25 protein-coding genes are annotated in these 25,568 nt (G+C 71.7%); 14 read left to right on the top strand and 11 right to left on the bottom strand.

Features of this window, described 5'->3' with window-relative positions; translation table 11 throughout:
• Positions 1 to 235 precede the first annotated feature (235 nt).
• Complete coding sequence (locus tag WMF20_RS28330) at positions 236 to 658, bottom strand: helix-turn-helix domain-containing protein (protein ID WP_437617177.1); 423 nt, start codon at positions 656 to 658, stop codon at positions 236 to 238.
• A gap of 121 nt (positions 659 to 779) precedes the next feature.
• On the opposite strand from WMF20_RS28330, the gene WMF20_RS28325 reads away from it, so the two are divergent.
• Positions 780 to 1,625: a class I SAM-dependent methyltransferase gene (locus WMF20_RS28325; RefSeq protein ID WP_437605051.1), complete on the top strand. Its 846-nt coding sequence runs from the start codon at positions 780 to 782 to the stop codon at positions 1,623 to 1,625.
• Between the two features lie 217 nt (positions 1,626 to 1,842).
• Here the strand turns inward: WMF20_RS28325 and WMF20_RS28320 are convergent, their stop codons facing one another.
• Positions 1,843 to 2,016: a hypothetical protein gene (locus WMF20_RS28320; RefSeq protein ID WP_437605050.1), complete on the bottom strand. Its 174-nt coding sequence runs from the start codon at positions 2,014 to 2,016 to the stop codon at positions 1,843 to 1,845.
• Between WMF20_RS28320 and WMF20_RS28315 the strand changes: the two genes are divergently transcribed.
• Positions 1,991 to 3,037 carry a glycosyl hydrolase 53 family protein gene (locus tag WMF20_RS28315; RefSeq protein ID WP_437605049.1) on the top strand — a complete coding sequence of 349 codons (1,047 nt, stop codon included), beginning with the start codon at positions 1,991 to 1,993 and terminating at the stop codon, positions 3,035 to 3,037. The two genes, WMF20_RS28320 and WMF20_RS28315, sit on opposite strands and share 26 nt — an antisense overlap.
• 30 nt (positions 3,038 to 3,067) lie before the next feature.
• On the opposite strand, the gene WMF20_RS28310 is transcribed toward WMF20_RS28315, so the two are convergent.
• Positions 3,068 to 4,462, bottom strand: coding sequence for an amidase (locus tag WMF20_RS28310; protein WP_437605048.1), 1,395 nt, complete (start codon positions 4,460 to 4,462; stop codon positions 3,068 to 3,070).
• 52 nt (positions 4,463 to 4,514) lie between these two features.
• Here WMF20_RS28310 and WMF20_RS28305 point away from each other — a divergent pair, with 52 nt between their 5' ends.
• From WMF20_RS28305 to WMF20_RS28285, 5 genes are all read left to right on the top strand, one after another.
• The gene (locus tag WMF20_RS28305; protein ID WP_437605047.1) at positions 4,515 to 5,939 is read left to right on the top strand and encodes a hypothetical protein; all 1,425 of its coding nucleotides are present in this window, start codon (positions 4,515 to 4,517) and stop codon (positions 5,937 to 5,939) included.
• A 234-nt stretch (positions 5,940 to 6,173) separates the two neighbouring features.
• The gene (locus WMF20_RS28300) at positions 6,174 to 7,388 is read left to right on the top strand and encodes a serine hydrolase domain-containing protein (RefSeq protein WP_437605046.1); all 1,215 of its coding nucleotides are present in this window, start codon (positions 6,174 to 6,176) and stop codon (positions 7,386 to 7,388) included.
• A 260-nt stretch (positions 7,389 to 7,648) separates the two neighbouring features.
• On the top strand, positions 7,649 to 8,152 hold the full coding sequence (locus tag WMF20_RS28295) for a hypothetical protein (RefSeq protein WP_437605044.1): 504 nt from the start codon (positions 7,649 to 7,651) through the stop codon (positions 8,150 to 8,152).
• Positions 8,153 to 8,256: 104 nt separating this feature from the next.
• Positions 8,257 to 8,808, top strand: a complete 552-nt coding sequence (locus tag WMF20_RS28290) for a hypothetical protein (RefSeq protein WP_437605043.1) — start codon at positions 8,257 to 8,259, stop codon at positions 8,806 to 8,808.
• Complete coding sequence (locus WMF20_RS28285) at positions 8,805 to 9,788, top strand: HTTM domain-containing protein (RefSeq protein ID WP_437605042.1); 984 nt, start codon at positions 8,805 to 8,807, stop codon at positions 9,786 to 9,788. Before WMF20_RS28290 ends, WMF20_RS28285 begins: the two co-directional genes overlap by 4 nt.
• 66 nt (positions 9,789 to 9,854) lie before the next feature.
• Here WMF20_RS28285 and WMF20_RS28280 read toward each other — a convergent pair whose 3' ends face one another.
• From WMF20_RS28280 to WMF20_RS28255, 6 genes are all read right to left on the bottom strand, one after another.
• Positions 9,855 to 11,375 carry a cellulose binding domain-containing protein gene (locus WMF20_RS28280; protein ID WP_437605041.1) on the bottom strand — a complete coding sequence of 507 codons (1,521 nt, stop codon included), beginning with the start codon at positions 11,373 to 11,375 and terminating at the stop codon, positions 9,855 to 9,857.
• A 287-nt stretch (positions 11,376 to 11,662) separates the two neighbouring features.
• Positions 11,663 to 12,127 (bottom strand): cupin domain-containing protein, encoded by a 465-nt coding sequence (locus WMF20_RS28275; RefSeq protein ID WP_129577363.1) that lies wholly within the window; start codon positions 12,125 to 12,127, stop codon positions 11,663 to 11,665.
• Between the two features lie 187 nt (positions 12,128 to 12,314).
• The gene (locus WMF20_RS28270) at positions 12,315 to 13,172 is read right to left on the bottom strand and encodes a class I SAM-dependent methyltransferase (protein WP_437605040.1); all 858 of its coding nucleotides are present in this window, start codon (positions 13,170 to 13,172) and stop codon (positions 12,315 to 12,317) included.
• A 14-nt stretch (positions 13,173 to 13,186) separates the two neighbouring features.
• A complete protein-coding gene (locus tag WMF20_RS28265; protein ID WP_437605039.1) occupies positions 13,187 to 13,540 on the bottom strand; it encodes a VOC family protein in 354 nt (117 codons plus the stop codon).
• Positions 13,530 to 13,697 carry a ribbon-helix-helix protein, CopG family gene (locus tag WMF20_RS28260; RefSeq protein WP_129581665.1) on the bottom strand — a complete coding sequence of 56 codons (168 nt, stop codon included), beginning with the start codon at positions 13,695 to 13,697 and terminating at the stop codon, positions 13,530 to 13,532. Before WMF20_RS28260 ends, WMF20_RS28265 begins: the two co-directional genes overlap by 11 nt.
• 450 nt (positions 13,698 to 14,147) lie before the next feature.
• Positions 14,148 to 15,635, bottom strand: a complete 1,488-nt coding sequence (locus WMF20_RS28255) for a hypothetical protein (RefSeq protein ID WP_437605038.1) — start codon at positions 15,633 to 15,635, stop codon at positions 14,148 to 14,150.
• A gap of 622 nt (positions 15,636 to 16,257) precedes the next feature.
• On the opposite strand from WMF20_RS28255, the gene WMF20_RS28250 reads away from it, so the two are divergent.
• Positions 16,258 to 17,769, top strand: coding sequence for a dockerin (locus tag WMF20_RS28250; RefSeq protein ID WP_437605037.1), 1,512 nt, complete (start codon positions 16,258 to 16,260; stop codon positions 17,767 to 17,769).
• A 54-nt stretch (positions 17,770 to 17,823) separates the two neighbouring features.
• On the opposite strand, the gene WMF20_RS28245 is transcribed toward WMF20_RS28250, so the two are convergent.
• Complete coding sequence (locus tag WMF20_RS28245) at positions 17,824 to 19,215, bottom strand: serine/threonine-protein kinase (RefSeq protein WP_437605036.1); 1,392 nt, start codon at positions 19,213 to 19,215, stop codon at positions 17,824 to 17,826.
• 460 nt (positions 19,216 to 19,675) lie between these two features.
• Here WMF20_RS28245 and WMF20_RS28240 point away from each other — a divergent pair, with 460 nt between their 5' ends.
• The gene (locus WMF20_RS28240) at positions 19,676 to 20,251 is read left to right on the top strand and encodes a TetR/AcrR family transcriptional regulator (protein ID WP_437605035.1); all 576 of its coding nucleotides are present in this window, start codon (positions 19,676 to 19,678) and stop codon (positions 20,249 to 20,251) included.
• Positions 20,248 to 21,330, top strand: coding sequence for an MBL fold metallo-hydrolase (locus WMF20_RS28235; protein ID WP_437605034.1), 1,083 nt, complete (start codon positions 20,248 to 20,250; stop codon positions 21,328 to 21,330). The genes WMF20_RS28240 and WMF20_RS28235 overlap by 4 nt, the downstream gene beginning before the upstream one ends.
• 121 nt (positions 21,331 to 21,451) lie before the next feature.
• Here the strand turns inward: WMF20_RS28235 and WMF20_RS28230 are convergent, their stop codons facing one another.
• Positions 21,452 to 21,838 carry a hypothetical protein gene (locus tag WMF20_RS28230; RefSeq protein WP_437605033.1) on the bottom strand — a complete coding sequence of 129 codons (387 nt, stop codon included), beginning with the start codon at positions 21,836 to 21,838 and terminating at the stop codon, positions 21,452 to 21,454.
• A 407-nt stretch (positions 21,839 to 22,245) separates the two neighbouring features.
• Between WMF20_RS28230 and WMF20_RS28225 the strand changes: the two genes are divergently transcribed.
• From WMF20_RS28225 to gdhA, 4 genes are all read left to right on the top strand, one after another.
• The gene (locus tag WMF20_RS28225; RefSeq protein ID WP_129577356.1) at positions 22,246 to 22,728 is read left to right on the top strand and encodes a DUF1348 family protein; all 483 of its coding nucleotides are present in this window, start codon (positions 22,246 to 22,248) and stop codon (positions 22,726 to 22,728) included.
• Positions 22,729 to 22,739: 11 nt separating this feature from the next.
• A complete protein-coding gene (locus tag WMF20_RS28220; protein ID WP_437605032.1) occupies positions 22,740 to 23,411 on the top strand; it encodes a class I SAM-dependent methyltransferase in 672 nt (223 codons plus the stop codon).
• The gene (locus WMF20_RS28215; protein WP_437605031.1) at positions 23,327 to 23,725 is read left to right on the top strand and encodes a glutathione S-transferase C-terminal domain-containing protein; all 399 of its coding nucleotides are present in this window, start codon (positions 23,327 to 23,329) and stop codon (positions 23,723 to 23,725) included. Before WMF20_RS28220 ends, WMF20_RS28215 begins: the two co-directional genes overlap by 85 nt.
• A 493-nt stretch (positions 23,726 to 24,218) precedes the next feature.
• Positions 24,219 to 25,568 (top strand): NADP-specific glutamate dehydrogenase, encoded by a 1,350-nt coding sequence (gdhA, locus tag WMF20_RS28210; RefSeq protein WP_437605030.1) that lies wholly within the window; start codon positions 24,219 to 24,221, stop codon positions 25,566 to 25,568.

The following is a 25,568-nucleotide window of genomic DNA, read 5'->3' as shown; positions in this document are numbered from 1 at the left end:
CGTCGTGCGGACGCTCTTCCCGCTCTGGATCTACCTGATCGTGCAACTCAGCATGGATGAAGGTCGGGTCCGCGAGCGGCGCGCCCGTGGGGTGCCCGACCCCGACTAGGCACCCGGCCCGCTGACGACGCGGCGAGCTCGCCGGCCCACGAGCCGCCGGACGGCGCTCGCGCGGGGGAGCGCACGCACACCCCAGACGCTCTGATAGAGAAAGATCGCCTGGGCGCGTTTGGTGCTACCGGTGGCGAGCCTCCGCCGGCTGCCCGGACCGCCTCTTCCCCGGAGCTCTCCTCTCCGCCGGCTCGAGCCGACCAGCCCCGGCGAGCCGCACGATGCTGCGGAAGCGCGGGCACTCCATGTGGCTCGGCGCGGAGCACGCCGCCGCGTGGCGCAGGCCGTCGCGCATGGCGACCAGCCGCTGGATCGTCCGGTCCAGCTCCTCGGCCTTCGCCGTCAGCCGCTCGCGCTGGATGCGCAGCCCACCGTCGGGCGCGAACATCTCGGCGATCTCGTCCAGCGAGAACCCCGCCACCTGGCCGAGCGCGATCAGCGAGAGGCGCTCCAGCACCCCGGGGGCGAACAGGCGCCGCAAGCCCCGCCGCCCGGTGGAAGCGATGAGCCCCTTCTCTTCGTAGTACCGCAGGGTCGAGGCGGGCATGCCGGAGCGCCGGGCGACCTCGGTGATGTCCAGATCTTGATCTTTCACCCTTGACCTCAAGTCGACTTGAGGTTGCAGACTACGGGGCGTGATTGCCCATCGCAAGCGAAAGGAGACTCCGATGTCCGAAGCCGATCCGTCGAATCGCGACCAGGCCGCCCTGTGGAACGACGCCGGCGGGCCCATCTGGGTGGAGATGCAGGAAGTGCTCGACGCCATGCTGGCGCCGCTCGGGGCGCCGCTCCTCAAGGAAGCCTTCCCCGGCGAGGGCGGCCGCGTGCTCGACGTCGGCTGCGGCGCGGGCGCCACGGCCCTCGCGATGGCGCGGCGCCTCGGGCCGAAGGGCCTCTGTCTCGGCGTCGATATCTCCGGGCCGCTCGTGGCGGCCGCCAAGGCGCGCGCCGCCGCCGAGGGCCTGGCGTCCGCCGCCTTCGTCCAGGCCGACGCGCAGGCCCATCGCTTCGAGCCCGACCGTTTCGACGCGGTGATCTCGCGCTTCGGCGTGATGTTCTTCGCCGACCCCGCGGCGGCGTTCACCAATCTCCGGCGCGCCGCGCGGCGCGACGCCCGGCTCTCGTTCGTGGCCTGGCGCAGCCCCGCCGAGAACCCGTTCATGACCGAGGCCGCCCGCGCCGCCGCGCCGCTCTTGCCAGACCTGCCCGCCCCGCGCCCCGACGCGCCCGGCCCGTTCGCCTTCGCGGACAGAGACCGCGTGCAGCGGATCCTGGACGCGAGCGGCTGGACCGACGTCGCCATTCGCCCGATCGACGTTCCCACCGGCGTCGCGGAGAAAGACCTGCTCACCTACGGCATCAAGCTCGGACCGGTGGGCCTCGCGCTGCGGGACGCGGACGCGCCGACGCGCGCCCGCGCGGCCGAGGTGGTTCGCGCTGCCTTCGAGCCGTACGTCCGCGATGGCGCGGCCCGCTTCACCGCCGCCTGCTGGCTCGTGAGCGCGCGCTCCTGACCGCTCAGCCGGTGATCCCGCGCCGCCGCCTTCTCCTCCCGCCTCAGAAGAGCTCGCGCTCGACGCCCGCCTCCGCGAGGAGGTACTATGGTGGGATGATGTCCACACTTCGCTCCGCCGTACCCTCCTGTACCGCGCTTATCGCACTCTCCATGCCAATTTTTCTCTGTCACTGCACAGAGCCAAGCTCGGGTGGAGACGATGCCAGCAGCGCCGGTCAGGGGGGATCCGTCACGGGGGGAGGCGGCAGCAGCGCGACGTCCGGGAGCTCGAGCGGGGGAGGCGCGTCCGTCGCGACGAGCGCGTCCTCGTCCTCTTCCACGTCGGTGGGCGTGGGCGGCGCCGGAACGGGGGGAGCCGGCGGCATGCCGGCGTTCGAGCCGAGCTTCATCCTGGGCGCCGATATCTCCAGCGTCCAAGAGGCGGTCGACAATGGCGCGAGGTACACGGACACGGACGGCAACGAAAAAGGGATGCTCGAGCTGCTGAAGAACCATGGATTCAATTACATCCGGCTCCGGACGTTCGTGGACCCGAGCACCACCTACGGCTATGCGTTCGGGACCGGCGGCTCGTGCGCGAAGAAAGAGAGCTATTGCGACGAGGACCACACGATCGAGTTCGGCAAGCAGATCAAGGCCGCGGGCATGGGGTTCCTGCTCGACTTCCATTACAGCGACACCTGGGCCGATCCCGGCAAACAGATCATCCCCGAGGCCTGGCGGGACGCCCGGTCGATCGACGAGATGGCGGGCCTCCTGAAGGACTACACGAAGGAGGTCGTCGCGGCGCTCGTCGGCGCGGGCGCGCGCCCGGACATGGTGCAGATCGGCAACGAGATCACGCCGGGGATGCTCATCCACGTGCCGTCCGCCAACACGGACTGCTGGGGCAACGAGTCGGTCGTCAATCCGAGCGGCCTCACCGGGCGAGCGTCGAACCAGAACTGGGACAACCTGGCCGCCCTGCTCAAGGCAGGTATCGCCGGGGTCAAGGAGGTCGACGACACCATCAAGATCATGCTGCACGTCGAGAACACCGAGGACGTCGACGGCGTCACGTGGTGGGTCAACAGCGCCAAGACGCGAGGCGTCGCATTCGATGTCCTCGGGCTCTCCTGCTATACGGCATTTCAGGGGCAGCCCGCAGTGTGGCAGAACACCTTCAATACCCTGGCCGGGACATTCCCGGATCTGTCGTTCGCGATCGCGGAATACAACCCCGAACGCACGAAGGCCAATCAGATCATGCGCGATCTGCCGGACGGCAGGGGGCTCGGGACGTTCTTCTGGGAGCCGACGCAGAGCGGGTCCTGGGGCTCGTCCCTCTTCACGTCGCAGGGCGGCGTGACCAGGGCGAGCAGCGACGCTTTCGCGGAGTTCGACGCGATCAAGGCGAGCTTCGGCCTGTAGTCTGCGGGGTCGGCGGGCGCGCGCGCCCGCTCAGCGCCCTGTCAGCGGCGGCGCCCGGAGCGGGACGCCGGCGCCCTCGAAGGCGCGCGCGGCGCGCAGCACCAGCGCCTCCTCGAAGTGGCGCCCGACGATCTGGAGCCCGAGCGGCAGGCCGGCGCTCGTCAGGCCCATGGGCACGCTGATGGCCGGCTGGCGCGTCAGGCTGAAGGGGCCGGCGAACGACGCGGGGGGCGGGCCGCCGCCCTCGACGAGGGGAGCCGCCCCGGCCGAGGTGGGCGTCACGAGCAGGTCGAAGCGGCGGTGGAGCGCGGCCATGACCAGGGCCAGCTCCGCGCGGCGCCGCTCGGCCTCGAGGTACGCCACCGCGCCGAGCGCCTCTCCCTCGGCGGCCGCGCTCCGCACCGCGGGATCGAGCAGCGCGCGCTGCTCCGGCCCGAGCTCCCGCACGGTGTGCGCGGCGCGGGCGGCGAAGAGCGTCCGCAGCACGCTCGCCGCGTCGGCGAGCGGGGGATCCACCTCCTCCACCTCGGCGCCGAGCTCCCGCAGGGTCGCCGCCGCCGCGGCGAAGCGGGCCCGCGTCTCGCCGGCCGGCTCGATGGCGCCGAGCGTGGCGCTCACGCCGATGCGCACGCCCCGCAGCGCGCCCGCGGAGGGCGCGCCGTCGAGCGCGTCCGCCACGTCCCCGGGCGCCGGCGGGGCCCGGAACGGGTCGCGGTCGTCGGGACCGGAGAGGACCGCGAGGAGCAGCGCCGCGTCGCCGACCGCGCGCGCGATCGGCCCCACGTGCGGGGGCACGCCGACCACGCTCGCCGGGTGGGCCGGCACGCGGCCGAAGGTCGGCTTGAGCCCCACCACCCCGGAGAACGCGCTGGGGACGCGGATCGAGCCGCCGCCGTCGGTCCCCACCGCGATCGGGCCGAACCCCGCCGCCACCGCGGTGACGGCCCCGGCGCTGCTGCCGCCCGGCGTGCGCCGGGGGTCCCAGGCGTTGCGGGTGATCCCGGTCAGCGGGCTGTCGCCGGCGCCCTTCAGGCCGAACTCCGAGGTCGTCGTCTTCCCGAAGAGCACCGCCCCGTGCTCGCGCAGGCGCGCGACCGCGGGCGCGTCCTCGGTCCAGGGGCCGCTCGCGTCCACGGTGCGCGAGCCGCGCCGGGTCGGCCAGCCGGCCGTGAGCAAGAGGTCCTTCACCGAGACGGGCACCCCGTCGAGCCGCCCCGCCGGCGCGCCGCGGACCCACCGCGCCTCCGACGCGCGCGCGGCGTCGAGGGCGCGCTCCTCGTCGAGCAGCGCGAACGCGTTGAGCGGCGCGCCGTGGCGCTCCACCTGCGCGAGGACGGCCCGCAGCACCTCGACCGGCGAGGCGCTCCGGGCGCGGTAGAGGGCGAGGAGCTCGAGGGCGGTCGCTTGCACCAGCGAGGAGGTCATGGTGTTTCCACCATAGCGGACATGTCGTCCGCTGGGATAGAAGGCGCAGGTCATGGGGACCGAGGGATCCGAGCCGGTGTGCACCGGGGTGGCCGTCGCCGAGGCGCTCGCCGCGCAGCACCTCGAGCGCGACGCCGCCGAGAACCTCGACGCCGCGCTCGCCCTGGCGACCACGCTGCACGCGCCGGGGGAGCGCGAGCGCTACCGACGCCTGCTGGAGCGCGCGATCGAGCAGGCGGAGCGCGCGCTGGCCGCCGCCGAGCAGGAGTGCGCGCTGGCCGCCGCCGAGCAGGAGCGCGCCGCGCCCGAGGGACAGGAGCTCGCCGCTGGAGGAGAGCGGACCCTCGCGACGGGGATGGGCGCCCGTTCGACGCTGGCGAGGGCCCACGCGGCGCGCGCCGAGGACGCGCTCCACGGCGCGGGCCAGCTCTCGCTCAGCGCGCAGCGCGCGCCGACGCGCGAAGCGTGCGACGACGGCTGGCGGCGCGTGGAGGCGATCGTGACCGGCGCAGAGGCGGCGGCCCGCGCGGCCGCGGCCTGCGCCGCGGAGCTCGAGGCCGGCGCGCCTCGCTCGAAAGCCGCCCGCGCGGCGCGCGCGGCAGCGCACAAGGCCGAGGTCGCCGCCCGCGCGGCGCGCAGGATCGTCGAGGAGCGAAACCACGCGTACACGTTCCACACGGACAACGGCTTCTCGTTCGGCGAGGGGTGGCACGTCGCCGCGGCCGCCGTCCTCGCGGGCGCGGCCGTTCAAATCGAGCCAGGCAAGGCCGGAACACCGCAAGCCGAGGCGTTTCTTCGCGATGCGGGCCTGAGCGATCGCCTGCAGGCGTACCGCTCGCGCCCGCGCGCGATGAAGCAGACGACGGAGATCGTCGCGCGCGCCTTCGAGGCCGATCCGTCCTCCGCCCAGCGGAGGCTCCGCGCGGCGTTCCTCGGGGGCGCGCCGATCCCGGAGGCCGTGGCCGGCTGGGTCGATCGCAGGCTCGCGGGGGCGCGGGCCGGAGGGCCAACCCGGAAGAAGGTGCTGCTCTGGATCCGCGAGTGTGTCCACCACCCGCACCGAAACACGACGCTCGCCGAGCTCCTGGAGCTGACGGACCTGGTTCGACGCGCGGGGCTCGTGCCCGTGTTGACCGGCGACGCCCTTCGCGACGGACGCGTCCCCGAGGGCGCGGTCGATATGACCCTCTTCTGGAAGGACCCCACCTTTCGGCAGCTCGATATGCGTCGGGCGCAGCTGCAGTTCTTCGAGCACCTGAAGCGAGCGCACGGCCTCGCCGGCCAGGTCGGCGTCACGACCGCAGGCATGGATGGCCCCGCGCTCATGGGGATCCCCACGATGTACCTCACCGATACGCCGAACGTGCGCATGCGGGCGTGGGCCGGCGCGGTGCCTGGATACCAGGAGGTCGTGCGCGAGAGCGGTTATCTCGAGCGCGTCCGCCGTGGGTTGTCCGAATGGGCCGCGGCTCCGTAGGCGGCCCTGATCGCGGGCCCTGAGGTGGTGCGGCCTACCGCGGCGAAGCCGCTCGCGTCTGGCTTTGCTGTCATCGTGTCGGGGAGAGCACCGCTGTTGCTCGCGCGGGTTGACACGCTCGGACCAACTGCGCCTTGATGCGCGCCCTCCGCAGGGCCGCCTCGAGGCGCTCTCGGGAGCGGCGCGGCGGAGCGCAGCAGTGAGCTTCTCAGGGGAATCGTGGAGATCGGATCGATGAGCCGTGTTCTTCGGCGGACCGCTTTGTTCGCCTGCGCTGGGGTCGTTCTGCTCGCCGGGTGCGGCAGCTCCTCGCCCGCGCCGTTGCAGCCAGAGGCCAGCTCGAACGGTGAGGGCGGCGGGAGCGGTGGAATCGAGAGCGGTGACGCAGGCACCGCCGGCGCCGGAGGCGCGGGCGGCGGGGCGAGCGTCGATTGCGACGCGCTCTCGGCCGAGCTCCAGGCCGCGCTCGACGCGGCCGTGGAGGACCAGCGGCTCCCCGGCGCGGCCGCCGCCGTGAGCCTCGGGGCGTGCCGCTGGCGCGGCGCCTCCGGGGTGGCCGACGCAGAGGCGAAGGTCCCCCTGCGGCCCGATGATCTCTTCCGGGTAGGAAGCATCACAAAGACCTTCATGGCCACGCTGGCGCTGATGCTGCGCGCCGAAGGCCGCCTGTCGCTCGACGGTGCCGTCTCCGAGCACGTGGAGGGCGTCCCCGGCGGCGACAAGATCTCCGTCCGGCAGATCCTGAACCACACGAGCGGGCTCTACGACTTCACGCAGAGCGACGCGTTCTGGTCCGCGGCCCTCTCCGAGCCGGAGCGCGCGTGGGCGCCCCGGGAGCTCGTCGAGATCGCCGCGTCGCAGCCGCCGTATTTCGAGCCTGGGGAGGGCTTCGCGTACTCCAACACGAACTACATCATCGCCGGTCTGATCCTCGAAGCCGCGTCGGGAGAGCCCGTCGGCGAGCTGCTCCGCGCCCGGATCCTGGAGCCGGCTGGGCTCGCGCACACCTACCTCGACGGCGCCGAGGCGGCCGTGCCGGGCCTCGTGCACGGCTACGGGGTCGACCGGGGGAAGCTCGTCGACACGACCTCCGCGGCGGATCCGTCGGCGGCCGGCACGGCGGGCGCCCTGGTCTCGACGACCGATGACCTCACGCGCTTCTACCGCAAGGTGCTCGGCGGCGAGCTGCTCGGCCCCGCCGAGCTCGCGGAGATGACCACGTGGGTGGACGCGAGCCTGGGCGAGGTCACCGGATACGGGCTCGGGCTGTCCCGCCGTGAATCCCGGCTCGGCGCCCAGGTCGGGCATGACGGCGGTATCTGGGGCTTCACGTCCTCGTCCTATTACGCGATCGACAGCGACGCTTCTATCACCGTGCTCGTCAACCTCGAGGTCGGCGACGCGGGCAGGATCGTCGATGATCTGTCGGATGTCCTGATCATCCCCTGAGCCGAGCGGGGCGCGGTCGCCGCGAGCCCGACACCCGCGATCGTGCACGCCGGAGCCGCGAGCGCCGGGCGCTGACCGCCGCTTGCACACTCGAGCCTCCGCCGGCCGGGGCGCCCCGCGCGGCGCCGGCGTCGTCGAGCGTCGACGCCGCGGCGCGGAGCGCCGGCGCTACGCCGCGAACGGGCCTCACGCTTGCATCATCATGGACGCAGCCTGGATGGGGGGATGCCCATCAAGCCGCTCGCATTGCAAAGGAGTCCATGATGAAGCTGGTGAAAGCGCTCGGTGCGCTGGCCCTGTCCGGCGTCGCCCTCGGCACGACACATCTCGCAGCAGCGGAGACCACGACACCGATCCAGGATCTCGTGATCGTCGAGGAGACGGCGAGCCCGGATCTCGGCGAGCCCCGCATCGCCTTCGCACCGTATAGTGCTTACCGGCCGTACGGCCTTTATGGCTACCGGCCGTACAGCGCTTACGGCTACCGGCCGTACGGACTTTACGGCTACCGGCCGTACAGCGCTTACGGCTACCGGCCGTACGGCGTCTACGGCTACCGGCCGTACGGCGGTTACGGCTTCCGGCCGTATGGCGTCTACGGCTACCGGCCGTACGGCGGTTACGGCTACCGGCCGTACGGCTACCGGCCGGGTTTCCAGCCGTTCGGGTGGCATCGGCCGTGGCGCTCGCTCTCCTCGGGGGGTGATGCGGCTCCGGGAGGGGACATTCCCACGCCCGCGGTGAGCCTCCCCCACGCTCGCTGATGGCGCGCTGCTCGCAAGGCTGAGGCGCCGAGGCCCAGCCTCGGCGCCTCGGCGCCGCGCGGCCGCACAGGGCCTCCTGGCGCGTGAAATCGGAAGGGACCCTCATGGGTGGAAGAGCACGGAGTCGCGGGCGCACCGCCCTGATCGTGGTCGCCGCCGCGGCGCACCTCGGCTGCGTCGTCCTCGGGGCGCTCCACGTCGATCCGCGGAGGGCGGGGCGGCTCGGCGGGGTGATCGCCTATCATGGCGCGCTCTCCGGCGCCGACAGCGGCTACAACTTCTTCGCTCCCGCGGTCAGCGCGCTGCCCTGGGCCAGGTTCCAGGTCACGGACGCGAGCGGCGCGGCCCACGCCGACGTGCTGGAGTCCGGAGCCAACCACGAGGCGGATCTCCGCGTCCGGAGCATCCTCTCGCTGTTCTTGCAGGCGGAGGACGAGGCGCTGCGGCGGTCGCTCGTCGCGTCGTGGGCGGGCAAGATGTTCGCGAGGCACCCGGGGGCCGAGAGCGTGGTCGTCCGGCTGGAGATCTGCGATCTGCCCTCGATGCAGGAGTACCGCGAGGGCCGCCGGCCCGCGTGGAACCTCCTCTATCAGGCGAAGCTCGTCCAGCAGTCCAGAGGTCCGGCCGCCCGGCAGCGAAACGGCGGTGAGCCGTGATCGGGCCGATCTGGATCTCCTGCAGCGCGGGGCTCTCCCGCGCCGCCTCGCGCGTCGAGCGCTTCGCGCTCGCCCCTGCGTCCGCGGAGCCCCTCGCGGCGCTCCGCATCGGCCTCGCGACCGTGCTCCTCGTCCAGGCGGCGCTCGTCGCCCCCGCGCTCTTCGAGCTCTACGGTCCAGCGGGCATCCTCCAGGGCCCGCTGCGGGAGGCGTTCGCCCAGATCGAGCTGCCGGGGATCGGCTGGCTGGCCGGGCGGCTCGGCGCGCTCGGGGTCGGCGAGACATCGCTCCTCGGAGGCGTCGGAGCCGTCTACGTGCTCTCCCTCGCCTCGCTGCTCTGCGGGTTCCGGACGAGGACCTCCGCCCTGCTCGCGTGGATCACCCACAGGATGCTGATGGTGACGGCGGACGCCACCGTTTATGGAGCGGATATCTTCGCCAACATCTTTCTCTTCTATCTCGTCTGGGTCCCGTCGGGCGCCGCGCTGTCCATCGATCGATGGCTGCGCGGGCCGAGCGGCGCGGCCGCCGAGCCGACGCCGGCCGCGCGGCTCGGGCTGCGCGTCGTCCAGCTGCACCTCTGCATCGCGTACCTGGCCAGCGGGCTGGAGAAGGCGTCGGGCCCGTCGTGGTGGAACGGCGAGGCGATCTGGCGCTCGGTCATGCTCCCGGAGTACCGCCAGCTCGATTTCTCCTGGCTGGCCTGGCACCCGTGGATCGCGCAGGCCGCGGGGTGGGCGGTGCTCGGCGTGGAGATCGGCTACGCATTCCTCATCTGGCCGCGGCTCACCCGGCGCGCCGTCATCGTGGCCACGGCCCTCCTGCACCTCGGGATCGCGGCGTTCATGGGGCTCGGCGTGTTCGGCGCCATCATGCCTGTATTCACCCTCGCCGCCTTCGGCGTGCCGGCGGACCCCCGCGCCCCGTCGCCGTCGCGCGCGGCGCCGCTGCCGGACCTGCCGCGCGCGGCGGGCGGGTGAGCCCGCTGGCCGCGCCCCGTCACCGTCGCGCGCGGCCAGCGGCGCGCGGTGTGCTTCTCCCTCCCGCTACGGCGACAGGGTGAGCGAGCCCTCGTCGAGCGCGATTTCGTAGTAGCCGTGATCGTTCCACTGGAGCGTGCGGCCGCCCTGCTTGAGCGTTCCGCCGCTCACCTTGACGCGCAGGTACTTGCCCGGCGGGAAGTGGGCCGGCAGCGTCCATCGCCACGTCCTGTCGCTGCCCGACGTCGTGGGCGTGACCGAGGACAGCGTCTTCTGGCCGCGCCAGTAGGCGCCGATGTTGACCACGCTGTCGATCCACACGTCGCCGAGCGCCTTGGTGTGCTGGACGTGATCGAGGAAGGCCCGGAGCTGGACGGGCTGATAGGCTCCGTCGCTGCCGCCGGTGAAGCCGTGCACGAGCACGGTGCGCCACTTGTTGGCGGACCGCGCGCTCGTGACCTGATCGTCGAACATCGCCGTGGAGGCTCCGGTCGGGGGGATGTAGCACGGCAGGTTGAACGGATCGGTCGAGTCGTTCGGGCCGATCAGGGCGTTGGCCACGCCGCGATTGATGAGGAAGCGCGTCCGAGCGATGTTCCCGTACACCGACGAGCCGTTCGGGGCCGCCATCGTCCACACCTTGACGCCGAACTTGCTCTCGATGAACTGCGTGGCCGCGTCCGTGTCGGCGCCGCTGTCGTTGCTCGAGTGGCTCTTCGTGTGATTGCCGAGCTCGTGCCCGTCCGCCACCGCCCGCTGCCACACCGGGTTGTTCGATTCGCTCTTGCCGGTCTGGAGATAGAAGGTGAACGGCACGTCGAGCGCGTTCAGCTGGTCGTAGTTCTGGATCTGGCTCGAGTTCGAGTCGTCGAAGGTGTACGAGACGGCGCCCTGGAAGCCCGCCCAGTTGAGCACGACCAGGTTCCCGGGCGAGCCGGACGGCCTGGGCACGCCGCCGCCAGGCGGGACCGGGAGCCCCGAGCTCCCGCCCGGGGTACCGCCGCCGCCGCCCCCCGCGCCGCCGGAGCCCCCCGCGCCGCCCGCGCCGCCGGCGCCCCCCGCGCCGCCCGCGCCGGAGCTGGCCGAGGAGCTGCTGCTCGAAGCGCTGCTGCTGCTGCTGCTGGAGCTCGCCGACGTCGAGCCGCCGTTCCCGCTGGCGGTGACGGACACGAGCGACGGCGTGCCGGTGCCGTTCGCGCAGAAGCCCCAGTTCGTCGTCGCTCCCGGGGCCAGCGTGCCGTTGTAGCGCTCGTTCGTGGCGACGAGCTGCCCGCCCGACGGCGTCGTGCGCGCGCCCCACGCGTTGGTCACCGTGGAGCCGTTGAGCGCGATGGTCATGCCCCAGGCGGTGGTGGTCGTTCGGTTGGTCGTCGTGTTCGTCACGTTCGTCAAGGTCACGTTCGCGCAGTACCCCGTCGACCACTGCGACTGGAGCGCGATGTTCGCCTCTATCGAGGAGTCCGCGCTGCGGAGTTCGCCCTCCAGCGATTCCATCTCATCGCCCTCGCCGTACGGGTCCCCGCCACAAGCGAAAAGGAAGCAGGCGATCGAGACCGAACCGTAGCCCAGCAAGCTGGTAAGACGCATAAATTTCTCCTTGGAGCGGCCAGGTGAGCCGCAAGGTAATCGGCAAAGATGCTCAAGTAAGAATCTTACGTCAGTGTTTTACGCGCGGAGCGGGTAGCCCCGCGCATCGGGGAGTATGCCCGGAAAACGGGCCTTTGATCACGAGCTGCGATGGCTGGAGATATTCATGTATCCAGGACGCGCACCGAGGCTGCGATGGTCGCTGGGTGTGGCGAAGTGTCCCAGGCAGCGGCGATCCCCTGGGGCTCGTCTCGTCAGGGCACCGGTATCCCGAGCATCGCGCTGTGTCAGCGTACCCGCTGGGCGCCATACGGCGTCCCATCCTTGCGGACATAGCCGTCGGGCAGGGCTCGCAGGTCGATATCGGGGTACTCGGCCACATCGCCGGGGATGCTCGAGCCGATCTCCAGCAGCACGGCCTCGCGATCCGAGCGGTTCTGGAGGTGGTGTCCGTCGGGATCGCCCGCGCGGAACCCGGCGCAGTCGCCCGCGCGCAGCACCTCTTCGCCCCCGTCCGTGACCAGCACCACCTCGCCTTCCAGCACCATGACGAACTCGTCTTCTGAATGGTGCCAGTGACGCTGGCTCGACCACTGGCCGGGCGGCAGGCGAAGCAGGTTGACGCCGAACTGCGTCAGCCCCGCCGCCTTGCCGAGCCGCCACCGCGCCCGCTCGCGGCACGGGGCGTCGTACGGCGTCGGATACGCGGTGCCAAGGCGCGTCGGGGCCTGAGAGATGTCGATCTTCTTCATCGGGAGTAGCCTCCTTGTGGACCGGATTGGCGCGAAGCTTACCGAGGAAGAGCGATCGTCGCTACCGCCGAGGCGCTCCTCGGAGCTCCGCCGCCACGAGCTGAGCGAGCTCGACCATCCGGTTGGAGAAGCCCCACTCCACCTGGTGTATCTTCTGGATGCGCCGGGCCGGGCCGCGTCGGCGGAGCTACGTCGTCGCGACGAGCAGCTCCTCGCCGTTCACGGGGCGGAGGCCGTCGGCCCTCCCGGCGAAGTAGCGCTGGGCGAGGCTGGCCGCCGATACGTGCTGCGCGTCCTTGAAGCCGGCGTCGCGCGCGAGCGCCAGGATCTCGGGCGGCGTGAAGAAGCTGAGGAAGGGCGTGCCGGCCGCTCGCGCTCCCTTGTGCGCCCACTCGGTGGCGGGGCGCACCTCGGGCTCGACGAGCTCGAGGGGCAGCATGAACGTCAGGGCCAGCGTGGAGCCCGGGGCGAGCGCCGCGACCTGGCGCAGCGAGGCGAGGTTCGCGTCCCTGGTGAGGTACATGCTGACGCCGGCGGACGCCACGATCGCCGGCTGGGACGCGTCGAAGCCGGCGCTCGCCAGCTGCTCCCAGAGGGAGGAGCCCGCCTCGAAGTCGACCGGCACGAGCCGCAGCCAGTCCGGGACGCCGAAGCCGAGCTCGATGAGGCGCTGGCGCTTCCAGGCCTGAGGGCCAGGCCGGTCGACCTCGAAGACCCGGAGTCGAGAGGCGATCTCCGGCCGGCGCTGGGCGAACGTGTCGAGGCCGGCGCCGAGGATGACGTACTGGCCGACGCCGCGGCCAGCCTGCTCCACGACGAGGTCCTCGATGAAGCGAGCGCGGGCCACGATGGAGGCCCGGAAGCGGCTCGTGGCTCCTGGGTTCATGTCCGGACGCTGGCGCCAGCCGTCGTCCGGGGCCGCCAGCTTCAGGCCAACGTCGTCTTCGAGGACGTGCGGCGGCGCGTCGTTCTGGACGTGGATGGCTCGCCACAGGGCCACACGCACCGCCGTGGCATCTGCTCCCGTCATCGGCTTGTCAGGCATGATGTTCCTCTCGTCTACTCCGCCGCCTCGAGCGGCGCTTGCACGCTGATCGGACGACCGTCGGGATCGGCGAGCAGCATCTCGAGCACGGGCCAATGCTGCGGTTCGAACGGGCGAAGGACGGCGCCGGCGCTCGGCGGCGAGAACCGCGCGGGGTCGACGACGGCGACCACCGGCAGGACCTGCAGCGCGCGGTCGCTCGGCCGCTCCGCGAGGAAGATGTAGGGGCCGCCGCGGGGGTGGCGCAGGCGGCCCGAGTGGTGATCGGTCTCGAAATCGAGCTCGTAGCCGAGGCCCCGCCAGAACGCGACCGTCTTGCCCCAGTTGTGGGTCTCGATGAGCAGGCCTTCGATGCCCTCAGTCTCCATGCTTCCTCCGCTTGCGTCTCTGCTCGTCGAGGTAGGCGCGCAGCGCGGCGGCCACGATCGCCGAGAGCGACTGCTCCGTGTCGACCGCGTGATGCTTGACCTCGCGAATCAGCTCGGTCGGCAGATACACGTTGAACTGCTTCACGTCGTCCGCCATGTAGAACGCATGGTAGAATGCTAGCATGCTAACGTCAAGGCGATCCGAGGGCGCCTGGGCAGGCTCGACCGCCTCCGCGGCGATGCGCAGCAGCTGTCCGAGGATGAGCCGCTCGTGATTCCGAGGCTGAGGCTCGACCTGGAGGAGCGCTTCCGGGAGCTCGAGGGGCGGCCCCTGATCGGCGAGCAGCTGAGCGGGGTGTGCTTCGACGAGGCGAAGCAGCGGGTGCAGTTCCACCTGAACGAGGGCGGCGCCGGGGCGACGGCGGGGCGCCGCCGGGGTTCGGGGCGCCGCCGGGGTTCGGGGCGCCGCCGGCCGGGTGGGGGCCGCCCTCCGGCGCAACGTGAGCGCCACGTGGTGTCGCCCGCCGTCTGGCTGTCTACAAGGGATCCTCGCTCGTCGTCGAGAGGTCGGGCAGGGCGAGCCAGCGACGTCGCGGGGGGACCTGGGTCAATCGATCTCGAACCTGACGGCCTTCAGCGCGCCGCCCGCGCTCTTGGCCCGCGCGACCGCGCGGATGCGCGTCTTGCCCGAGCTGCCGATCGCCAGGTTGCCGGGATCGATGTAGTCGAATTGGAAGTTCACGTTGTCGACCGCGTAAGTCGGCGTGCAGGCGGCGTCGTAGGTGATGTCGCCTCCGCCGAGCCGCTCGTAAGCGACCTGGGGTTCGTTGTACCAGTAGTAGTCGACGTGCACCTGATCGCCGGCCTCGCACACGGTGGGTCGGATCGAGTGCGTGTGCCCGCTCGCCGTCTTCACGAGGTCGACCTCGGCGACGAAGCGCGGGCAGACGCTGCCGCCGGCGTACGACGCGTCCACGCTGTCCGCGAGGAACGTCGTCGGGTTGGCGGGGTCGCCGGGCGACTCGGACAGGACGTCGGGCGCGTCGAGCAGGCAGTCGTACACGGACTTGACGGCGCGCGCCACGGCGTCCCGGCGGGCCGGGACGCCGCCGATCTCGCTGAAGCGCTGCTCGATCTGCACCCCACGGGAACGGCGCGCCATCTTGTTGACGAAATTGTCCAGGCCGGCCCCTGCGTCGCACCCCCGCGACCACGTGACGGTCAGGCCCGACGCGACGCTGGCGAGCTCGTCGCGCACGATCTCCGCCATCCCCTGGCGAAAGGCGGCCTCCATGCGGCCGCCGACCCGGACGTGCGTGTTGACGCAGCTCGAGTCCGAGCTGGCGTGGAACGACACGGAATAGGGGAGCGGGTCGGTGATGAACGTGTTCATCCCGGGGAAGCTGAGCGGGCTGATCTGGGTCGAGGTGATATGATAGCTCTGCGTCGCCCCTGACTGCGAGTTCCCGTTGATCGCGACCGCCCACACGCCGTTCCGGGTCGTGTCGGACTCATGGATGAGCTTCACCTGGTCGAACGCACCCCGCTCCGTGGGGTGGGCGACCGCGTACACGACGCCCGCGCTCGGGCTCCGGTAGGTGTATTCCATGACTCCGTGGTTGGTCCACGAGGTCGCCTGCGCGTCGGCCATGCTGGTGGCGGGCGCGGCGATCGCGGGCGCGGCCCCGGTCGCGTACTCGTTCGACACCTCGATCTCCGGCAACGTCGTGTACGGCGGCGTCGGGTCGTCGTACAGCGCCCAGTAGACCCGATTGCCGTACGCGACCTCGTTCATCTCGAACACGGTGGGATCGCTGCTCGTCGTCGACTCGACCGTGCAGATGCCCATCAGGAGGCCGCGGCGCTTGATGGTGATCTGCGTGTTCGGAGCGAAGATGGGCACCTTGGGCGTCGCGCTCGGATCGACCGGCGGAACGCGGCACCTCTCCGACGGCGTCCCGCTGGAGAAGCTCACCGACCGGAATGTCTGGCCGGTCAGGGTCAGGCCGGATCTGGCCTCCTGGACGGGCTCGGCCTCCCCCGCGTCGACGGCCGAATAACAGCCAGACAGCAGCGCGAAGGCAGCGGACATCATGACAAGGACCGGCGCGCCTCGCGGCGAGCTACCTTCATGTGAATTCTTCATGTCACCTTTAAGAAGGGTGGAATGCTCAGCGTTGATTCAAGGAAATAGCGGGGGTGATCTGGTCAGGAGCTCGGGTGTGTACCGAGCCTGCGCGCAGTCAGGCAAGGCGTATGCCGCCTCGTGCGCGTGCTCCGCGACATGGACGAGCGCCGCGCCTTCGCGTCGCGGCGGCGCCGTCAGGCCGAAGAATGCGGCTGATCGCGCGTGCCTGGCCGGGTTGCTGGGCGGGGCGGCTGGGAGAGCGACCAGGAGTCGTCACGATCGAGGGCGTGACATGTCACGCTCGCACCGTGACATGTCACGCTCGCTGGCGCGCTCTCCCGCCGAGATCCTGCCGAGTTGCAGGCCGCTCCACAGAAAACTTGACAAACTGAACCGGTTCGGTTCTCTTACGCGCCTACCGCACACCACAGCCCGCGTCCTGCGCCGCGGCCCTGGATAACCTTGCCTGACGCCAGCTTGGATCGCCTTCGCAGCATCGCAGGCCCACCTTGATCGCGAGGATCGGTGAGCCACCCTCCCGGACGCGGGGACCGCGCGGCCCAGCTCGTGCGGCGACAAGGAGCCACTCATGCGAAAACCTTTGTTCTTGGGCCTCAGCTCATCAGGTATCCTCGCGCTTCTCCTGATGGGGCTCGGGTGCGATTCATCGAGCGGGTCCTCCTCCGGCGCTGGGGGCGACGGCGGCTCCGGCGGCCAGAGCGCGACGAGCAGCGGGAGCGGCGCCGGCGGCGCCAGCGCCTCGACCGGCTCCGGCGGCGCGGCGGACGGCGGGGGCGGCGCCGGCACCGGGGGCGACGCGGCGGGCACCGGCGGCTCGGGCGGCAGCGTGACGCCGGCGCCGGCCTGGGACTGGACCGGCATCGTCGGTACGGGACAGAGCCTGTCGGTCGGCGCCGAGGCGAACCCGCCCATCGGGACGCAGCAGCGCTTCGACAACCTCAAGCTGTCCCTCGGGAACGCGAGCGTGCCCCCGTTCGACCCGGAGAGCAGCGCCCTCTCCCTGGTGCCGCTCGTCGAGCCCATCCGCCCCTTCGCGACGACGTACCCGAGCGCCTACCCGAAGAACCTCTACGGCGAGACGCCGCACACGGCGATGGCCGATCAGATCTCGTCGCTGGCGAAGGCCGCGATGGTCGGCGACCACGTCACGGTGCACACCGTCGTCGGCGAGAGCGGGCAGCCGATGAGCGTCCTCCGGAAGGGCGCCACCGAGGTGGTCAGCGGCGACACGACCATGGGCCGCGCCTACGCGGCGACGCTGTTCGAGGCCGAGGCGGTCGCGAAGCTCGCCAGCAAGGCCGGCAAGACGTTCGGCGTCGGCGCCATCATCATCACGCACGGCGAGGCCGACGCCGGCAGCTCGACCTACGAGGGCGATCTGGTCAAGCTGTGGTCGGACTACAACCAGGATATCCCGCCGCTCACCGGGCAGACGCGGAGCATCCCGATGCTGGTGTCCCAGCAGCACTCGGTGCCCCTCGAGGCGGGCTCGCGGTCGACGTCGACCCTGGCGCAGTGGCACGTGGGCGTGAGCCACCCGGGCGACGTCCTCTGCTCGGGGCCGAAGTACCAGTATCCGTACGCGAACGATCATATCCACCTCAACGCGAACGGGTACCAGCAGCTCGGCGAGAAATACGGCCAGGTCTACTTCGAGAAGGTCGTCCTCGGGAAGGACTGGCAGCCGCTCCAGCCGACGCGGGTCGAGCGCAGCGGCAACGTCGTCACCGTGCACTTCCACGTCCCGGTGCCGCCGCTCGCGTGGGACACCGCGCTGCCGTCTCCCCACCAGACGGCGCTCACCGAGTGGGCGCAAGGCCGCGGCTTCGAGCTCTGGAGCGGCAACACCCGGATCGAGATCACCGGCGTCGAGATCGACGGCGACTCGGTCGAGATCACGGCGCGGAACCTCCCCGCCTCCGGCGTGATGGTCGGCTACGCGGCGACGACCGACGGCAGCGCGATGCCGGGCGGCACGACGCGCTGGGGTCAGCTGCGCGACTCGGATCCGTTCGTCGGCTCGGTCACGGGCAAGGCCCAGCCCAACTACGGCGTGGCGTTCGAGATGAGCGTCCCCTGAAGGTCGAGATCAGCGTCTCCTGAAGAAGCGCGCCGCCGCGCCAAGGCGAGCCGCTCAGAAGCCGATCCTGTCCACGGCGGCCCGCGCGCTCGTCGTCGCGGCGGGCCCCGGCTTCGGCGGAGCGGCTCGCCTGGCCGTCACGGGCGCAGGCAGGGCAGGGGACGGCGCGAGGGAGGCGGCCGGGCGCGGGGGCGGCGTCGAGGGCGGAGCGCTTGTCGGTGCTGGCTGGGGCTCCTCTGCGGGTCGTACGAGCGGCGGCTCGGGCGGCGCGATCTGGGCGGGCCGCGGCGGCTCGGATGGCGCGGCCTGGTGCCCGGGCGCCTCGAGCGCGGCCGAGCGTTCGGCGGCGGGCGAGCCCTGCGCCTGGAGGTCACCCTGCCTGAAGAAGACGGTGAGCCCGAGCGCCGCAGCCCCCGCGAGCGCGGCGCCCACCGCGAGCCGGAACCCGGCGCGGCCTCGTCCAGCGCGCGGGCGCGGCAGGACGAGCCCGCGGAACGTCCGCGCCTGGCCACCGCTGTGCGGCGGCCCCGCGCTGTCGGGGACCTGCGTGTGCGCCGCCCGCTCGGCCGGCGGGAACGGCGGCGGCCACTGCAGCGGCGTGGCGAGCGCGCCGGCCGCGAGCGTCGGAGCGAGCGCGAGGCTGAAGAGCGACTGATCGAGCGCGCCGGCCATCTCCCTGGCCGACCCGAACCGCGCCGCCGGATCGCGCTGCAGCGCCTTCGTGACCCAGGCGTCGAAGGCGTGCGGGACGTCCCGTCTCATGACGCTGGGGAGGGGGAACACGCCGGCGTGGATGGCCACGGAGAGCGCGCCCAGGGTCTCTCCTGCGAACGGCACCCGGCCGGTGATGGCATAGTACCCGACGACGCCGAGCGCCCACAGATCCGCGCGGGAGTCGACGTGCTTGGCGCTGAGGAGCTGCTCCGGGCTCATGTAAAGCGGCGTCCCGAACGAGCTCCCCGTCGACGTCATGCCCTGATCGCAGCTCACCGGCTGCTTGGCCACGCCGAAGTCCAGCACCTTGACGAAGAGCTCGCCCTCGTCCTCGAGGGCGGTGAGGAAGATGTTCTCCGGCTTGATGTCGCGGTGGACGATGCCGAGCTGGTGCGCGCGCCCCAGCGCCCTGGCGACCTGCCTCACGACGCACGCGAGCTCATGGAGCGACATCGGGCCGAGGCGATGGATACGGCTCTTCAGATCTTCGCCCTCGAGCAGCTCCATGACGATGTACGGCACCCCCGCCTCCGTCACGCCCTGATCGAACACCTGGGCGACATGGGGGCTCTTGAGCAGCGCCACCGTCATCGCCTCGCGCCGGAAGCGCTCGGCGAACCCGGCGCTATGCGCGATCTCCGGGGCCATGAACTTCACGGCGACCTGCGACCCGAGGGAGAGGTGGTCGGCGACCCAGACGCTCCCCATCCCTCCTTGTCCGAGCGGCCTCACGAGCCGAAGCTTGGGCGTAACCAGATGTCCGGAGTTCACGAGCCACCCCTCTGCGGGTCACGCGCCGCGTTTGATGATGGTGAACGAGCTCAGGTTAGGACGGCAAGACCGATAGTCAAGTTGTTCGGTCTATCGGCGCGCGCGAGCCGCGTTCCCGTGCGCGCGAGCTGCTTTTTGCTTGAACGTTCGAGTCGCAAGGCCGCCGTGGTCGCCGTCGTGAACAGCGATGTCGTGGACTCGAGGGCCATCGTGCTCTCGGCGAGCGAGCTCCTGATCGAGGTCGAGTGAGCCCGGAAGTGGCCGCGCGGCGGCGTCGCGGGCCCGGCCGGCGCCGCCGCGCCGGCACGCCGACGCGGCCCAGGACAGATCTCCGGCGCGCGCAGCCAGCGCTCTCGCCGACCGCGCGGGCCGGCGGTCATGCGCCCTTGACAAGACAGACCTGTCTGTCTTAATCAGGGGCGTGAGCGACGCCCGGAGCCACATCCTCGAGGTCGCGGAGCGCCTCTTCTACGCGGAGGGGTATCGCGCCGTCGGCGTCGATCGCTTGATCGCCGAGGCGGGCGTCGCCAAGGCCACCTTTTATCGCCACTTCCGGACCAAGGACGAGCTGCTCGTGGCGGTGCTCGACGCCCGCGACGCGCGCTTTCGCGCGTGGCTGGCCGGGCGCGTCGAGGCCCTCGCGAGCGACCCGCGGGACCGGCCGCTCGCGGTCTTCGACGCGCTCTCCGAGCGGTTCGCCGCGAACGACTTCCGCGGGTGCGCGTTCCTCAACACGATGGTCGAGGTCGCGAGCCGGAGCCACCCCGCCCACGAGGCGTCGCAGCGCCACAAGCAGCGGCTCATCGACTATCTCGAGGGGCTCCTGGGCGAGGCCGGCGTGCCGGACGCCGCCGCGCTGGCGCCGCAGCTCCTGCTTCTGATCGACGGCGCGACGGTGACCGCCGTCCGCGAGGGGGGACCGGGCGCGGCCGCGCGCGCGCGTTCCCTCGCCGAGGTGCTCCTCGTCACCGCGCGGCCAGGGAGGCGACGACGATGAACCAGACCCAGTGTGTCCCGAGCATGTTGGTGGGGCGTGCCGAGCAGCCCTCGAGCCCTCACCGCGCCGGCGCGGTGCCCCGCCCCGGCCAGCGGTCGGCGCGCCTCCCGCGGACGCCGCCGGCGCGCGCGGCGGCCCTCGCCGCGCCGCTGCTCGCGCTCTCGCTGGCCGCATGCGCGCCGGCGAACCGCGCCGACGCCAGCGCCCCGCCGGCCGCTGCGTCGGCCGGCGTCGAGCCGTCGGCCGGCGTGGCGGCCGACGCCGAGGCATCGAGCGGGCGCCTCCAGTGGCGCGGCGGTCCGACGGCGATCCTCGAGCGCGACGGGCTCCGGCTCCTCACCGATCCCGTCCTCGGGCCGCGCGGGCCTGCCGTGTTCGTCCTCCCGAAGCACCCGTCGACCGGCGTCGAGAACGCGCCGGTCGCCCGCTACACGGATCCTCCTGCGGAGCCGCTCGGGCGACTCGACGTCATCCTCCTCAGCCACAACCACGCCGATCACTTCGATGCGGTCGCGAGAGAGACCCTCCCGAAGGACGTCACCTTCGTCCTCCCGCCCGACGCGGCCGACGCCGCGCGCGCCGCGGGGTTCACCAGGCTGACGCCGCTCGACTGGGACGGCGAGACGATCATTCCGACCCGCGCCGGCCGCCTCCGGATCCTCGCCGTCCCGGCGAACCATTCCCACGATGCGGCGCTCGACGCGACGCTCGGAAAGGGCAACGGGTATGTGCTGCGCTGGGAGGGCGCGGCGCCTTATTCGATCTACTGGACCGGCGATTCGGTCTTCACCGATGCCATGCGCGCGGTGGCGGCCCGCTTTGCGCCCATCGACCTGTGGCTGCCGCACCTCGGCGCGGTGGGGGTCGACGGCGCGCGCGGCCTCCGCACGATGGACGCCGAGGAGGCCGTCGCCGCCGCGGCGCTCCTCCGCCCCCGCCACGTGATCCCGATCCACCACACCACCTTCGGCCATTACCGCGAGCCGGTCACGGCGTTCGTTCAGCGCGCCGCGACGAAGCGCCTGCCCGCGCACATCCACGTTCCGACCGACGGCGCGTGGATGCCCCTCCCGCGCTGAGCCAGCTTCGGCGCGCCGCCCCCGGCGCCCGCCGGGGGCCCGAAGGCCGCGAAGCCCGCAAGCCCGCCGGCCCCCCGGCTGAGCTCGCGCAGCCTCATACTGGCCCACATCCTCGAAGACGCTAGGAGGCGCTCCGCTTCCCTCGCGCGCCAGAGCTCGCCTCGTGCCGGGCGGTGGCCTCCGTCTCGAGGCGATGCAGGTGCTGCTCCTCGGCGCGGAGATCCGCGCGCATCGCGGCGACGTTCCTCGGGAGCCGGTCGAGCGGGGCCGGGACCTGCTCGTCGGGGCCGAGCCGGCGCAGCCGCTCCTCGGTCTCGTCGAGGTAGGCGCCGGCTCGCCGGTGCGCCGCGCGCGCGGCGGCGAGGAACTGAAAGCGCCACGAGGACGAGGACGCGGCGCGCTGGGCGCTGCCGAGCCACGCCTTCATCGCCGTGAGCTGGGCCGCGCCCCCGCGGATCGCCGCGAAGATCGCGTCGAGGTAGTCGGCGCCCGGCGGATCGGAGCTCACGGCCCCGCGCCCCGGGCGCGACGGCCCGCCAGCGCCGCGCCGTCCGGGCCGGCCACCTCCGGAGGAGCGGGCTCGCTGCGGCCGCGAGGCCGGCGGCCCGCGCCGTGGTCGTGTCGCCGAGGTGCATCCGGGAGGGTCATCGTGCCATCGAGCGCGCGGGCGTCTCCAAGCGCAGAGCAACTCTAACGAGTTCTCCTCGACCGCGCGAGCGTCAAGCCCCGCCGCGGCTCCTCCAGGGCGCCCGCACAGGGCGCCCGCACCGGGGCCTGCGGCGACGTTTCCCCGGGGCGGCGAGCCCGAGCGGCGGCCGCGCGTGTTGGCGGGAGGAGGGGAGCGGGAGAGCCCCCCGAGCGCGAAAAGGGGTTGCCCGGGACGGGCGATTCGACGAAGGTTCGCGCAGGTGCACCGTGAGCCAGGATCCTGCCGCGTCGCGTCCGCCGTTGCCGCCCTTCACCGCCGAGACCGCCGCCCGGAAAGCGCGGCTGGCCGAGGACGCCTGGAACAGCCGGGAGCCCGCGCGCGTGGCGCTGGCGTACACCGTCGATAGCCGCTGGCGGAATCGGGCCGAGTTCTTCCAGGGCAGGGAGGCGATCGAGGCGTTCCTGCACCGCAAGTGGCAGCGGGAGCTGGACTACCGCCTGATCAAGGAGGTCTGGGCGTTCACGGGCGACCGGATCGCGGTGCGCTTCGCGTACGAATGGCACGACGACAGCGGGAACTGGTACCGGTCCCATGGCAACGAGCAATGGGAGTTCGACGCGCACGGGTTGATGCGGCGGCGCGAGGCGAGCATCAATGACGCGCGCATCGCTGCGGAAGATCGGAAGTTCCACTGGCCGCTCGGCCGCCGTCCGGACGATCACCCGGGGCTGACCGAGCTCGGGTTGTAGGGAGGCCGCGGATGTCCACCTCTCCGGGCAAGCCCGAGATCGCCACCGCGTACGATCGCTGGTCCGCGACGTACGATGACGACCCCAACCGGACCCGCGAGCTCTCGGCCGCGGTCCTCCGGGCGCGGGGCCTGACGATCGCCGGCCGCGACGTGATCGAGATCGGCTGCGGCACGGGGCTCAACACGCAGTGGCTCGCCGAGCGCGCGGGGAGCGTCCTCGCGCTGGATTTCTCCGAAGGCATGCTGCGGCAGGCGAGGGCGCGCGTGGGCTCCCCCCGCGTCCGGTTCGTGCAGCACGACATCCGCTCTCCCTGGCCGGCCGCTCTCGGCTCGTCCGACGTGGTGATTGCCATGCTCGTGCTGGAGCACATCGAGCATGTCGACGCGATCTTCGCCGAGGCCGCGCGCGCCCTGCGCGCAGGCGGCGAGCTCTTCCTGTGCGAGCTGCACCCCATGCGGCAGATGCGCGGAGGTCAGGCCAACTTCGTCAACCGGGAGACGGGCGAGCCCGAGCGCGTGCCCGCGTTCCTGCACGATGTCTCCGAGTACGTGAATGCCGGCCTGTCGTCCGGGTACGAGCTCGTCCACCTGGGCGAGTGGCGCGACGCAGAGGCCGCCAGGAACGACCCGCCTCGGCTCCTGTCCGTGCACCTCCGGCTCCGAGCAACCTCTCCGTCCTGAGCGAACTCAACCCCTCGGGCCCGCGCTCACTGCATTGCGATCTCGCGCTGGCGTGCGCGATGAGCGATCACCTGATGAAGGTCGAGACGCTGCCGCAGCGGGGGTGGACGAATTTCGAGACGGCCATGGACGTCGTCGAGGGCGAGCTCGGGGACGGTCCGTACCTGTTCGGCGACTGGTTCACCGCGGCGGACGTGATGATCGGCTCGATGTTCATCTGGAAGCGCCTGTGGGGCGCGCCGCCGGGGCGGCCCAAGCTGGAGGCCTACGTGGACCGCTTGATGGCGCGTCCGCACATGAAGATCTTCAAGTAGCCGCGACACGGCGGTGCGGCACCTGCTGACGGCCGACGTGACGCGCCCCGTCAACAGGGGGACGCGCGCGCGTGCTTGAACGCTGTGCCGGCGGTGCTCACGCGCGCGCGAGCACACGAGCTCCTGGCGCTCGGGGGGGTGGCCAGGGCGAGGACTCACCCCAGTCTCCGTGAGTCCCTACGATGGTCCCCCCTTGCGTGCTGCCTGCGGCCTTCCGTCGCTGCGCCCTTCCTCGTTCGCCTGAGCGCAGTGAGCTCGGTTACCTGCGCCCCTTCGCGATGCTCAGCGCGATACGATGTCAAGGGCGAATCGCCACGCCCACGTCAGGGGACAGAAGGTGCCTCCCGCGGTCCGCTTTCCTCCTGAGAATTACATCGTATCAGCAATTTGATACTGATGCTGCTCTGATGAGCGGGCTGCAACCTCCGAACAATCGGGTTTGATGGCGAGGACGAATGCACAGCGCGCCTGGCCGGTGTATACCTCCCGCGACATGGTGCATTTGGACGAGAAAGTTGAGCCACTCTTCGAGCAGATCGTTCGCCGCAACCCCGGCGAATCGGAGTTCCACCAGGCCGTCCGTGAGGTCCTGGAGTCCCTCGGCCCGGTGCTCTCGAAGCACCCCGAGCTGACGCGGCAGAAGATCATCGAGCGCATCTGTGAGCCCGAGCGCCAGGTGATCTTCCGCGTGCCGTGGGTCGACGACCGCGGCGAGGTGCAGCTGAACCGCGGCTTCCGTGTGCAGGTGAACAGCGCGCTCGGCCCCTACAAGGGCGGCATCCGCTTCCACCCGACGGTCTACCTCGGGACCATCAAGTTCCTCGGCTTCGAGCAGGTCTTCAAGAACGCGCTCACCGGGATGCCGATCGGCGGCGCCAAGGGCGGCGCGGACTTCGACCCCAAGGGGAAGTCCGAAGGCGAGATCATGCGCTTCTGCCAGAGCTTCATGACCGAGCTCCACCGCCACCTCGGCGAGTACACCGACGTGCCGGCGGGCGACATCGGCGTGGGCGAGCGCGAGCTCGGGTACATGTTCGGGCAGTACAAGCGCCTCACGAACCGCTACGAGTCGGGCGTGCTCACCGGCAAGGGCCTCGCGTGGGGCGGCTCGCTGGTGCGCAAGGAGGCGACCGGCTACGGCGCCGTCTACTTCGTCGCCGACATGCTGCGGGCGCGCGGCGAGAAGCTCGCGGACAAGACGTGCGTGGTGTCGGGCTCGGGCAACGTCGCGATCTACGCGATCCAGAAGCTGGAGCAGCTCGGGGCCCACGTCATTGCGTGCTCGGACTCGAGCGGCTACGTGCACGACCCCGACGGCATCGATCTCGCGCTGCTCAAGCAGGTGAAGGAGGTCGAGCGCGCTCGCATCAGCGAGTACGCGACGCGGCGCGGCCGGCGCTCGCGCTTCGTGTCGGGCGGCAACGTCTGGGAGGTGCCGTGCCAGATCGCCCTCCCCTGCGCGACGCAGAACGAGCTGAACGCGCGCGACGCGGCGACGCTGGTGAAGAACGGGTGTCGCGCCGTCGCCGAGGGCGCGAACATGCCCACCACGCCCGAGGGCGTGCGCGTCTTCCTCGAGTCCGGGGTGGCGTTCGGCCCGGGCAAGGCGGCGAACGCCGGCGGCGTGGCGACCTCGGCGCTCGAGATGCAGCAGAACGCGAGCCGTGACTCGTGGTCGTTCGAGCACACCGAAAAGCGGCTCGCCGAGATCATGACGAACATCCATCGCACGTGCTACGACACGGCCGAGGAGCTCGGCGTGTCGGGCAACTATGTGATTGGCGCGAACGTCGCGGGGTTCCTGCGGGTCGCACGCGCCATGATCGCGCTCGGCGTGATCTGA

This window comes from Sorangium sp. So ce834 (assembly GCF_051521425.1).
Lineage (GTDB): Bacteria > Myxococcota_A > Polyangia > Polyangiales > Polyangiaceae > Sorangium > Sorangium cellulosum_D.
The sequence above is the reverse complement of the archived record's forward strand: the minus strand, read 5'-3'. Positions and strand labels throughout refer to the sequence as shown.

What these genes read in the sequence shown, in the direction of transcription:
- WMF20_RS28330 (WP_437617177.1), bottom strand. Translation starts at nt 658, where the DNA reads ATGCCCGCCTCGACCCTGCGGTACTACGAAGAGAAGGGGCTCATCGCT.
- WMF20_RS28325 (WP_437605051.1), top strand. Translation starts at nt 780, where the DNA reads ATGTCCGAAGCCGATCCGTCGAATCGCGACCAGGCCGCCCTGTGGAAC.
- WMF20_RS28315 (WP_437605049.1), top strand. Translation starts at nt 1,991, where the DNA reads ATGCCGGCGTTCGAGCCGAGCTTCATCCTGGGCGCCGATATCTCCAGC.
- WMF20_RS28320 (WP_437605050.1), bottom strand. Translation starts at nt 2,016, where the DNA reads ATGAAGCTCGGCTCGAACGCCGGCATGCCGCCGGCTCCCCCCGTTCCG.
- WMF20_RS28310 (WP_437605048.1), bottom strand. Translation starts at nt 4,462, where the DNA reads ATGACCTCCTCGCTGGTGCAAGCGACCGCCCTCGAGCTCCTCGCCCTC.
- WMF20_RS28305 (WP_437605047.1), top strand. Translation starts at nt 4,515, where the DNA reads ATGGGGACCGAGGGATCCGAGCCGGTGTGCACCGGGGTGGCCGTCGCC.
- WMF20_RS28300 (WP_437605046.1), top strand. Translation starts at nt 6,174, where the DNA reads ATGAGCCGTGTTCTTCGGCGGACCGCTTTGTTCGCCTGCGCTGGGGTC.
- WMF20_RS28295 (WP_437605044.1), top strand. Translation starts at nt 7,649, where the DNA reads ATGATGAAGCTGGTGAAAGCGCTCGGTGCGCTGGCCCTGTCCGGCGTC.
- WMF20_RS28290 (WP_437605043.1), top strand. Translation starts at nt 8,257, where the DNA reads ATGGGTGGAAGAGCACGGAGTCGCGGGCGCACCGCCCTGATCGTGGTC.
- WMF20_RS28280 (WP_437605041.1), bottom strand. Translation starts at nt 11,375, where the DNA reads ATGCGTCTTACCAGCTTGCTGGGCTACGGTTCGGTCTCGATCGCCTGC.
- WMF20_RS28275 (WP_129577363.1), bottom strand. Translation starts at nt 12,127, where the DNA reads ATGAAGAAGATCGACATCTCTCAGGCCCCGACGCGCCTTGGCACCGCG.
- WMF20_RS28270 (WP_437605040.1), bottom strand. Translation starts at nt 13,172, where the DNA reads ATGCCTGACAAGCCGATGACGGGAGCAGATGCCACGGCGGTGCGTGTG.
- WMF20_RS28265 (WP_437605039.1), bottom strand. Translation starts at nt 13,540, where the DNA reads ATGGAGACTGAGGGCATCGAAGGCCTGCTCATCGAGACCCACAACTGG.
- WMF20_RS28260 (WP_129581665.1), bottom strand. Translation starts at nt 13,697, where the DNA reads ATGGCGGACGACGTGAAGCAGTTCAACGTGTATCTGCCGACCGAGCTG.
- WMF20_RS28255 (WP_437605038.1), bottom strand. Translation starts at nt 15,635, where the DNA reads ATGATGTCCGCTGCCTTCGCGCTGCTGTCTGGCTGTTATTCGGCCGTC.
- WMF20_RS28250 (WP_437605037.1), top strand. Translation starts at nt 16,258, where the DNA reads ATGCGAAAACCTTTGTTCTTGGGCCTCAGCTCATCAGGTATCCTCGCG.
- WMF20_RS28235 (WP_437605034.1), top strand. Translation starts at nt 20,248, where the DNA reads ATGAACCAGACCCAGTGTGTCCCGAGCATGTTGGTGGGGCGTGCCGAG.
- WMF20_RS28220 (WP_437605032.1), top strand. Translation starts at nt 22,740, where the DNA reads ATGTCCACCTCTCCGGGCAAGCCCGAGATCGCCACCGCGTACGATCGC.
- gdhA (WP_437605030.1), top strand. Translation starts at nt 24,219, where the DNA reads ATGGTGCATTTGGACGAGAAAGTTGAGCCACTCTTCGAGCAGATCGTT.